Here is an 11,450-nt window from a genome sequence, read left to right as displayed (position 1 = left end):
AAATTAAGGGGATAAGTACGCCCTTTCGGGCCGCGGGCGAAGCCCTATTGGATAAAATTTTCAACTGAATTTATAATGGGAAAAATTCAAAAAATAAATTGCCCACTTTAACTTGACACAAACTTTTAAAATAATAGATATTGACAATACAATTATATTATGATAACATAATAAATTGCATTGATTATATAGAAATGACATAATGATATAATTCTATTTAGAATATAATGAATTTATTACATAAAAATGGTTATACTAGAATGATACAATGATACAATGTATTTAATTTAGGTATTTAATCCAGAAACACTTAAAGGGTGTTTGTGGTTATTTTTAGTTTATGCAAGGGGTGAAAGTTAATGGTACATCCTGTCCAAGTTGGTAAAAGAACTAGAATGAGCTTTTCTAGGCTCAAAGAAGTTGGCGATATGCCTAACTTAATTGAAGTTCAGTTAGATTCCTATCAATGGTTCCTAAAGGAAGGTCTGCAAGAAGTTTTCGATGATATTAATCCTATACAAGATTATACAGGAAACCTTAATTTAGAATTTGTGGGTTACAAACTAGATATGGATAATATAAAATATTCTGTAGAGGAATGTAAGGAAAGAGATGCTACTTATGCAGCACCTTTAAAGGTAAGTGTTAGACTTATTAACAAAGAAACAGGAGAAATAAAAGAACAGGAAGTGTTCATGGGAGATTTCCCTCTTATGACGGAACAGGGAACTTTTATTATCAATGGTGCTGAAAGAGTAATTGTAAGTCAGCTTGTCAGATCACCAGGAGTTTACTATGATGTGGCTCTTGACAAAACAGGGAAACAGCTTTTTTCTTCTACTGTTATACCTAATAGAGGAGCTTGGCTAGAATATGAAACAGATTCTAATGGCGTTATATATGTAAGAATAGACAAGACAAGAAAACTTCCAATTTCCATTCTTGTAAGGGCATTAGGATATGGAACAGATGCAGAGGTTGTAGATTTTTTTGGAGAAGATGAAAGGCTAAAGGCTACAATAGAAAAAGATAATACAAAGACAAAAGAAGAAGCTTTACTTGAAATATATAAGAGATTAAGACCAGGTGAGCCACCAACTGTGGATAGCGCTATTGCTCTCATCGAATCTTTATTTTTCGATGCTAAAAGGTATGATCTATCGAGAGTTGGAAGATACAAATTTAATAAGAAATTAGCCCTAAATTTGAGAATAGCAAATCAAATAGCAGTTCATGATATAGTAAATCCACAGACTGGAGAAATACTTGTACAAAAGGGCGAAAAAATAGATAGAGATATGGCTATAGAAATACGGAACAGTGGAATTAATGTAGTTGACATTCAAGTGGATGATAAAATAGTTAGAGTTATCGGAAATAACTTTGTTGATATACATAAATTTGTTGAATTTAATATAGATGATTTAAATGTAAAGGAGCTTGTTCATTATCCAACCTTAAAGGCAATATTGGATAATTATAGTGATGAGGCAAGTATAAAGGAACAAATTAAGAAAAATATTCATGATTTGATACCTAAACATATAATAAGAGATGATATATTTGCTACTGTAAGCTATGAATTAGGATTACCATATGCTATAGGGTATACAGATGATATTGATCATCTAGGTAATAGAAGGTTAAGATCCGTAGGAGAGTTATTACAAAATCAATTTAGAATAGGTCTTTCTAGAATGGAAAGAGTAGTAAAAGAAAGAATGACTATTCAAGATCAGGATTCAATAACTCCACAAGCTTTAATAAATATAAGACCAGTAGCAGCCTCAATTAAAGAGTTTTTCGGAAGTTCACAGCTTTCTCAGTTTATGGATCAAACTAATCCGCTATCTGAGTTAACGCATAAAAGAAGATTGTCAGCTTTGGGACCAGGAGGACTTTCAAGAGAGAGAGCTGGTTTTGAAGTAAGAGACGTTCACCATTCTCATTATGGAAGAATGTGCCCAATAGAAACGCCTGAAGGACCAAACATAGGTCTTATTAACTCATTGGCTACTTATGCAAGAGTTAATGAATATGGATTTATAGAAGCTCCTTATAGAAAGATTAATAAAAAAGAGGGCATAGTTACAAAGGATATTATATATATGACTGCTGATGTAGAGGATCAATACTTAATTGCACAAGCTAATGAACCTCTTGATGATGAAGGGCATTTTATAGATGAGAAGATTACTGTAAGAGATAAGGAAGATGTTATTTTAGTATCTAAGGATGAAGTTGATTTCATGGATGTATCACCAAGGCAGATAGTTTCTGTTGCAACAGCAATGATACCATTCCTTGAAAATGATGACGCCAGCCGTGCTCTTATGGGGTCAAACATGCAGCGTCAGGCAGTACCTCTTTTAAAACCTCAGGCACCAATTGTAGGTACTGGTATAGAATATAAGGCAGCAGTTGACTCAGGGGTTCTTCCTAAGGCAAGAAACGCTGGAACTGTTGTATATGTCAGCGCAAATGAAGTTAGAGTTAAAAGAGATTCAGATGGTGGTATAGATACTTATAGACTTCTTAAGTTTAAGAGATCTAATCAGGGTACATGTATTAATCAAAGACCTATTGTTAGTAAGGGTGAGAAAGTTGAAAAGGGAACAGTGTTATCAGATGGTCCTTCAACAGACTTAGGAGAAATAGCATTAGGTAAGAATATAAGAATAGGCTTTATAACATGGGAAGGATATAACTACGAGGATGCTATGCTCATATCTGAAGAACTTGTTAGAGAAGATGTATTCACATCTATTCATATAGAAGAATATGAAGCAGAAGCTAGGGATACAAAGTTAGGACCAGAAGAAATAACAAGAGATATACCAAATGTAGGAGAAGATGCTCTAAAGGATATAGATGAAAGAGGAATAATTAGAATAGGTGCAGAAGTAAGATCAGGAGATATACTAGTTGGAAAGGTTACTCCAAAGGGTGAAACTGAGCTTACTGCAGAGGAAAGATTATTAAGAGCTATCTTTGGTGAAAAAGCCAGAGAAGTTAGAGATACATCACTTAGAGTGCCTCATGGCGAAGCAGGAATAATAGTAGATGTTAAGATATTTACTAGGGAAAATGGAGATGAATTGCCACCAGGGGTTAATAAATTAGTTAGATGTTATATAGCTCAGAAGAGAAAAATATCTGTTGGAGATAAGATGGCAGGAAGACATGGTAATAAAGGTGTTATCTCAAGAGTATTACCAGAAGAAGATATGCCGTTTTTACCAGATGGAAGACCTCTTCAGATATGTTTAAATCCTCTAGGCGTTCCATCTCGTATGAATATAGGTCAGGTTCTTGAAGTACATTTAGGGTTAGCAGCATCCAAATTAGGATGGCATATTGCAACTCCAGTATTTGATGGAGCCACTGAGCCAGATATAGTAGAATGTTTAAATGATGCGGGATATAATCAAGATGGTAAAACTGTATTATATGATGGCAGAACAGGTCAGCCATTTGATAGTAGAGTAACTGTAGGGTATATGTATATATTAAAACTTGCACACTTAGTTGATGACAAGATCCATGCAAGATCTACAGGACCTTACTCATTGGTTACTCAACAGCCACTAGGTGGTAAAGCACAATTTGGTGGTCAGAGATTTGGAGAAATGGAAGTTTGGGCTTTAGAAGCTTATGGTGCAGCTCATACTTTACAGGAAATACTTACAGTTAAGTCAGATGATGTAGTAGGCAGAGTTAAGACTTATGAGTCTATCGTTAAGGGAGAAAATATACCAGAACCAGGGGTTCCAGAATCATTTAAGGTATTAATCAAGGAATTACAAGCTCTTTGCCTTGATGTAAAAGTGCTAAACGATGATAATCAGGAAATAAAACTTAAGGAATCTGTGGAAGATGAATTAGAAGAATTAGATGTAAATATTGAAGGAACTGAAGATTATGTTCCACCAACTCCATCAGATGATTATGTTGAAGAAGAAGATAAAAATGAGACAGCTGATGAGGAGTTAGATTATGATGATTTACCATTAGATGAGTTCAAAAATGAGCTTGAGCTTGATGATTTCAACGACGAACACTAATTTGAAGGGAGGATGAACCCTTGTTTGAATTAAATAATTTTGATGCTTTACAAATAGGATTAGCTTCACCAGAACAAATTAGAGAATGGTCAAGAGGTGAGGTAAAGAAACCTGAGACAATTAACTACAGGACATTAAAACCAGAAAGAGATGGTCTATTCTGTGAAAGAATATTTGGACCTACAAAGGACTGGGAATGTCACTGTGGAAAATATAAAAGAGTGAGATATAAGGGTATTGTTTGTGATAGATGCGGAGTTGAAGTAACAAAATCAAAGGTAAGGCGTGAGAGAATGGGGCATATTGAACTAGCAGCTCCTGTATCCCATATTTGGTACTTCAAAGGAATTCCATCACGTATGGGACTTATATTAGATATGTCTCCAAGATCATTAGAAAAGGTGTTATATTTCGCTTCTTATATAGTGCTTGATCCTAAAGAGACTCAGTTGTTAAAGAAACAGTTGTTAAACGAAAAAGAATATAGAGAAGCTATAGATAAATATGGTGAAGATAGCTTTGATGCAGGGATGGGTGCTGAATCTATAAAAAAACTATTGAAGGAAATAGATTTGGAACGCCTATCAAAAGAGCTTAAAGAAGCTTTAAAGACCAGTACAGGACAGAAGAAAGTTAGAATTATAAGAAGACTTGAGGTGGTGGAGTCTTTTAGAAAATCTGGGAATAAGCCAGATTGGATGATTATTGATGTTATTCCTGTTATCCCACCGGATTTGAGACCTATGGTTCAGCTTGATGGTGGTAGATTTGCCACATCAGATTTAAATGATTTATATAGAAGAGTTATTAATAGAAATAACAGATTAAAGAAATTACTTGATTTAGGTGCACCAGATATAATAGTTAGAAATGAAAAAAGAATGTTACAAGAAGCAGTAGATGCGTTAATAGATAATGGTAGAAGAGGAAGACCAGTTACAGGACCAGGTAACAGACCTTTAAAATCATTATCTGATATGTTGAAAGGTAAGCAGGGAAGATTTAGACAAAACTTACTTGGAAAACGTGTTGATTACTCAGGACGTTCCGTTATAGTTGTTGGACCTGAATTAAAAATGTATCAATGTGGTCTGCCTAAAGAAATGGCACTTGAGCTGTTTAAGCCTTTTGTTATGAAGAAATTAGTAGAAGGTGGTTTAGCTCATAATATTAAAAGTGCTAAGAGAATGGTTGAAAGAGTTCAACCTCAAGTATGGGATGTATTAGAAGAAGTTATATCTGATCATCCAGTATTATTAAACCGTGCCCCTACTCTACATAGATTAGGGATTCAAGCATTTCAGCCAGTGCTAGTAGAAGGTAGAGCTATAAAATTACATCCTCTAGCATGTACAGCATATAATGCTGACTTCGATGGAGACCAGATGGCAGTGCATGTACCATTATCCGTTGAGGCTCAGGCTGAGGCTAGATTCTTAATGTTAGCAGCCCATAATATATTAAAGCCTTCAGATGGCAAGCCAGTAGTTGTACCAACTCAGGATATGGTACTTGGATCTTATTACTTAACTATTGACAAAGATGGAGTTAAGGGAGAAGGAAAAGCTTTTTCAAATGCTGAAGAAGTTATTATGGCCTATGAAACAGGCAACATTGATATACATGCAAAAATAAAGGTAAAAATAATAAAAGAAAAAAATGGGGAAATGATTTCTGGAATAATAGAAACTACCCCTGGTAAAATAATATTTAACGAATCAATTCCTCAGGATTTAGGATTTGTAGATAGAAGTAAACCAGAAAATGAATTCAAACTTGAAGTAGACTTCTTGGTAAATAAGTCAGCCTTAGGGAAAATAATCAATAAATGTTATATGAAACATGGTCCTACCCAAACATCTATAATGTTGGATAAGATAAAAGCTAAGGGATATCACTATTCTACTATTAGTGCTATAACAGTATCTACTTCTGATATGGTTGTGCCAGAAGCTAAGAAAAAATTATTAGCTGAAGCTGATGAAGCAGTTAATAAGATTGAAAAGATGTACAGAAGAGGATTCATATCAAATGATGAAAGATATGAAAGGGTTATAGAAAAATGGACTAAAACCACAGATGAAGTAGCAGATGCATTAATGAACAATCTAGATAAATTTAATCCAATATTTATGATGGCGGATTCAGGAGCCAGAGGTTCTAAGAGCCAGATTAAACAGCTTGCAGGTATGAGAGGACTTATGGCAAATCCATCCGGTAAGATTATTGAATTGCCAATAAGAGCTTCTTTTAGAGAAGGTCTAGACGTATTAGAATACTTTATTTCTACACATGGTGCTAGAAAAGGTAATGCCGATACAGCTTTAAAAACTGCAGACTCTGGTTACCTAACAAGAAGATTAGTTGATGTAAGCCAGGATGTTATAGTAAGGGAAGAAGACTGCGGAACAAAAGAAGGTTATGAAGTTTCGGAAATAAAGGAAGGAAAAGAAGTAATTGAGCCTTTATCTGAAAGACTTCATGGTAGATACTCTGCTGAAGACATAATGGATCCAGATACTGGAGAAATTATAATTGCTAAAGACAAATATATAGATCTTAAGACAGCAGAACATATTGAAGCTGTAGGTGTAAAGAAAGCTAAAATTAGATCAGTATTTACATGTAAATCAAGGCATGGAGTATGTGCAAAATGTTATGGAATGAACATGGCTACGGCAGAAAAAATTAATATAGGTGAGTCAGTAGGAATTGTAGCAGCACAAAGTATAGGAGAACCTGGTACACAGCTTACAATGAGAACATTCCATACCGGTGGTGTTGCAGGATCAGATATAACTCAAGGTCTTCCAAGAGTTGAGGAATTGTTTGAAGCAAGAAAGCCAAAAGGATTGGCTATAGTTTCTGAAATATCAGGTACTGTAAGAATAGAAGATACCAAGAAAAAGAGATCAGCAGCAGTTACAGGTGAATCTGGAGAAGAAGTAAGTTATGATATTCCATTCGGCTCAAGACTCAAAGTATCAAATGGAGATGTAATTAGTGCCGGTGATGAAATCACAGAGGGATCAGTAAATCCTCATGATATCTTAAGAATCAAAGGTGTAAAGGGCGTTAAAAATTATCTCTTATCAGAAGTACAAAAAGTTTATAGACTGCAAGGTGTTGATATAAATGATAAGCATCTTGAAGTAGTAATAAGGCAAATGACAAGAAAAGTCAAAATAGAGGAATCAGGCGATACAGAGTTATTGCCAGGTACTATGATTGATATGTTTGATTTTGAAGAAGAAAATGAAAAAGCAGAAGCCATTGGTGGAGAACCTGCTAAAGGAAGAATTGCTTTACTTGGTATTACAAAGGCAGCCTTAGCTACAGATTCTTTCTTATCAGCAGCATCTTTCCAGGAAACAACTCGAGTATTAACAGATGCAGCTATTAAAGGTAAAGTTGATCCACTTCTAGGATTAAAGGAAAATGTAATAATTGGTAAGCTGATACCAGCAGGCACAGGAATGACAAGATATAGATCGATAAAGCTTAATACGGAAAAAAATGAAGATATGAAAAACACAGAAGAAGACAATAAAGAATTAACAAAGGGAATAGAAGTTTAAATTTGTTGACAGGACAGTTTTAAGGTGATAAAATGCTTATGTGTGTTTTAGAAGGGAGATAAAGCTCTTTAGCTTTATCTCCATAACATGAAGTTGTAGGGGGGAACTGAGATGATCGACAGACTTAGTGGAAAAAAGATTGTCGGTTTTAAGCAATCTTTGAAAGCTATAAGAAATGACAATGTAAAAACTGTATATATAGCTAAGGATGCTGATAGAAAGATATTTGACCAAATAAAGAATGCTGCTGAAGAAAACTCCCTTCATATAGTTTATGTAGAAAATATGAAAGAATTAGGAAAACTTTGTGGAATAGATGTTGGAGCAGCCACTGCTGCAATATTGAATGATTAAGCTTATAATTAATATTAAATTATAGATATAAAATTTATTGAGGAGGTGTAAACATGCCAACTATAAGCCAATTAGTAAGAAAAGGTAGAAAGACAGTTAAAGCACAGTCAGCAGCACCAGCATTAAAACAATGCCCTCAGAGAAGAGGAGTATGTACTGTAGTTAAAACTACTACACCAAAAAAGCCAAACTCAGCGCTAAGAAAAATTGCCAGAGTTAGACTTACAAATGGTTATGAAGTAACTGCATACATTCCAGGTGTAGGACACAACTTACAAGAGCATAGTGTTGTTCTTATAAGAGGAGGAAGAGTAAAAGATCTTCCTGGTGTTAGATACCACATTATAAGAGGTGCACTAGATTCAGCTGGAGTGACCAACAGAATGCAGGCTAGATCAAAATACGGTGCAAAGAGACCAAAACAAAAATAAGTTTTGATTGATTGAAATGGTGCTGTGGCTTCGGCATTTATATATATATATTATTTTTATAAATAACTTGCAGGAGTACAAAGCACTTTGCGGTTAAGAAACTTAGCCGAGTACCGATGAACTTAAATCAATTATGTTAAGGAGGGAAGAAAAGTGCCAAGAAAAGGACATATAGCAAAAAGAGATGTATTACCAGATCCAATATACAATAGTAAAGTTGTAACTAAGTTAATAAACAGCATAATGATAGACGGTAAAAAAGGTGTAGCTCAACAGATTTGCTACGATGCGTTTGAAATTATGGCAGCTAAAACTGGTAAAGATTCAATGGAAATATTTGAAGCAGCAATGAACAATGTAATGCCTTTACTTGAGGTAAAAGCAAGAAGAATTGGTGGTGCTACATACCAAGTTCCAATTGAAGTAAGACCAGAAAGAAGACAGACATTAGGTATTAGATGGATCCTTGATGCAGCAGGCAAAAGAGGAGAAAAATACATGAGGGAAAGACTTGCGGGAGAACTTATGGATGCAGCTAATAACACAGGTGCAGCTGTTAAGAAAAGAGAAGACACTCATAAGATGGCTGAAGCAAACAAAGCTTTTGCTCATTACAGATATTAATATTAAAACTGTTTTGGCATTTTGCCAAAACAGTTTTTACAAATTTAAAATTACTTTACCAAATTAGACATATTTATAGTTTGAGAGGAGGAAACAAAAGTGGCAAGAGAATTTCCATTAGAGAAGTATCGTAATATAGGAATAATGGCACATATAGATGCAGGTAAAACTACAACAACTGAGCGTATTCTATTCTACACAGGTAAAACCCATAAAATAGGAGAGGTCCACGAAGGCGCTGCTACAATGGACTGGATGGTTCAGGAACAGGAAAGAGGTATAACAATAACTTCTGCAGCAACAACTTGTATGTGGGAAGGTCATGTAATAAACATCATAGACACACCAGGACACGTAGACTTCACAGTAGAAGTTGAAAGATCTTTAAGAGTACTTGATGGTGCGGTTACAGTATTAACAGCAAAGGGTGGAGTTGAACCTCAGACTGAAACAGTATGGAGACAGGCAGACAAATATAATGTCCCAAGAATAGCTTATGTAAATAAGATGGATATCATGGGAGCAGACTTTTTCAGAGTTGTTAATATGATGAGAGAAAGACTTCATGCTAATGCAGTGCCAATACAGCTTCCAATAGGAAAAGAAGATACATTTAAAGGGATTATAGATTTAATGAAAAATGACGCAGTCATATATGAAGATGATTTAGGAAAAACTATGGATGAAACTAATATCCCTGAGGATATGAAAGATTTAGCAGAAGAATATAGATCTGCAATGATAGAAGCTATAGTTGAATTAGATGAAGACTTAATGATGAAATATCTTGAAGGTGAAGAAATAACAGTAGAGGAACTAGAAGCAGCATTAAGAAAAGGTGTTATAGCTAACAAGATAGTCCCTGTTCTTTGTGGTTCTTCATATAAAAACAAAGGCGTTCAGCCAATGATAGATGCTATAGTTAAATATATGCCATCACCATTAGACATTCCACCAGTAAAAGGTACAAATCCTGAAACTGAGGAAGAAGTGGAGAGGCACACATCTGACGATGAACCAATGGCAACATTAGCATTTAAAATAGCTACTGACCCATTTATAGGTAAACTGGCTTATGTAAGAGTTTACTCAGGAGTAATGGAAAATGGTACATATGTGTATAACTCATCAAAAGGTAAGAGAGAAAGAATAGGAAGACTAGTTAAAATGCATGCTAATCACAGACAAGAGGTTGATGAATTACGTGCAGGAGATTTAGGTGCAGTGGTTGGATTAAAGGAAACAACTACAGGGGATACACTTTGTGATGAAAAGAATCCAGTAATACTTGAAAAAATGGAATTTCCAGAACCAGTTATTTCTGTTGCCATAGAACCTAAGACAAAAGCTGGTCAGGAAAAAATGGGTATTGCATTATCAAAATTAGCTGAAGAAGATCCAACATTTAAAACCTACACAAATCAGGAAACAGGTCAGACTATTATAGCTGGTATGGGAGAGCTTCACCTTGAAATAATAGTTGATAGACTTACAAGAGAATTTAAAGTTGAATGTAATGTAGGTGCTCCGCAGGTTGCTTATAAAGAAACAATTAGAAAAGCTGTTAAAGCTGAAGGTAAATTTGTTAGACAGTCTGGTGGACATGGACAATACGGTGACTGTTGGATTGAAATGATACCATCAGAAGGCGAATACGAATTTGAAAATGCTATTGTTGGAGGAGCTATACCAAAAGAATATATTGGACCAATTGATAATGGTATAAGAGAAGCTTCTGATAGCGGTGTAGTTGCCGGATATCCGGTTATAAACTTCAAGGTTAAATTATTCGATGGATCATATCATGACGTTGACTCATCAGAAATGGCCTTCAAGATTGCTGGCTCTATGGCATTTAAGAATGCAATGTCTAAAGCAGATCCAGTATTACTTGAGCCAATGATGAAAGTTGAAGTAACTGTACCAGAAGAATACATGGGAGATGTTATAGGTGACATCAACTCAAGAAGAGGAAGAATTGAAGGGATGGAAGCTCAATCAGGAGCTCAGGTTATAAGATCCTTCGTTCCACTTTCAGAAATGTCTGGTTATGCAACTATATTAAGATCAAAAACTCAAGGTAGAGGAGTATATTCAATGGAATTTAATCATTATGAAGAAGTTCCAAAGAGCATTCAAGAACAGATTATAGGAAATAAATAATATACTAATATGTATTTATAAATAAAGGAGGAAATAAAAAATGGCAAAGGAAAAATATGAAAGAAGTAAACCACACGTAAATATAGGAACAATAGGACACGTAGACCATGGTAAGACAACATTAACAGCAGCAATAACAACAGTATTAGCAAATAAAGGATTTGCACAAGCATTTAAATATGACCAGATAGATAAGGCACCAGAAGAAAAAGAAAGAGGAATTACAATCAATACAT

General features: G+C 34.9%; 7 protein-coding genes. All 7 read left to right on the top strand.

Going from position 1 to position 11,450, the window contains the following annotated elements:
• Positions 1–359 precede the first annotated feature (359 nt).
• Positions 360–4,064, top strand: a complete 3,705-nt coding sequence (gene rpoB / locus CLLI_RS08425) for a DNA-directed RNA polymerase subunit beta (RefSeq protein WP_106063771.1) — start codon at positions 360–362, stop codon at positions 4,062–4,064.
• Positions 4,065–4,084: 20 nt separating this feature from the next.
• Positions 4,085–7,642: a DNA-directed RNA polymerase subunit beta' gene (rpoC, locus tag CLLI_RS08420; protein WP_106063770.1), complete on the top strand. Its 3,558-nt coding sequence runs from the start codon at positions 4,085–4,087 to the stop codon at positions 7,640–7,642.
• A 111-nt stretch (positions 7,643–7,753) separates the two neighbouring features.
• Positions 7,754–7,996 (top strand): ribosomal L7Ae/L30e/S12e/Gadd45 family protein, encoded by a 243-nt coding sequence (locus CLLI_RS08415; protein WP_106063769.1) that lies wholly within the window; start codon positions 7,754–7,756, stop codon positions 7,994–7,996.
• Positions 7,997–8,049: 53 nt separating this feature from the next.
• Positions 8,050–8,427, top strand: a complete 378-nt coding sequence (rpsL, locus tag CLLI_RS08410) for a 30S ribosomal protein S12 (RefSeq protein WP_106063768.1) — start codon at positions 8,050–8,052, stop codon at positions 8,425–8,427.
• A gap of 153 nt (positions 8,428–8,580) precedes the next feature.
• Positions 8,581–9,051: a 30S ribosomal protein S7 gene (rpsG, locus tag CLLI_RS08405; RefSeq protein ID WP_106063767.1), complete on the top strand. Its 471-nt coding sequence runs from the start codon at positions 8,581–8,583 to the stop codon at positions 9,049–9,051.
• Between the two features lie 99 nt (positions 9,052–9,150).
• Positions 9,151–11,214, top strand: a complete 2,064-nt coding sequence (fusA, locus tag CLLI_RS08400; protein WP_106063766.1) for an elongation factor G — start codon at positions 9,151–9,153, stop codon at positions 11,212–11,214.
• Positions 11,215–11,254: 40 nt separating this feature from the next.
• Positions 11,255–11,450, top strand: a 196-nt coding sequence (locus CLLI_RS08395) for a GTP-binding protein (RefSeq protein WP_242975502.1), incomplete at its 3' end; no start/stop codon positions are given.

Source organism: Clostridium liquoris, from assembly GCF_002995785.1.
In the GTDB taxonomy this organism is placed as follows: Bacteria; Bacillota; Clostridia; order Clostridiales; family Clostridiaceae; genus Clostridium_AO; species Clostridium_AO liquoris.
This window is presented reverse-complemented; position numbering and strand designations above follow the sequence as displayed.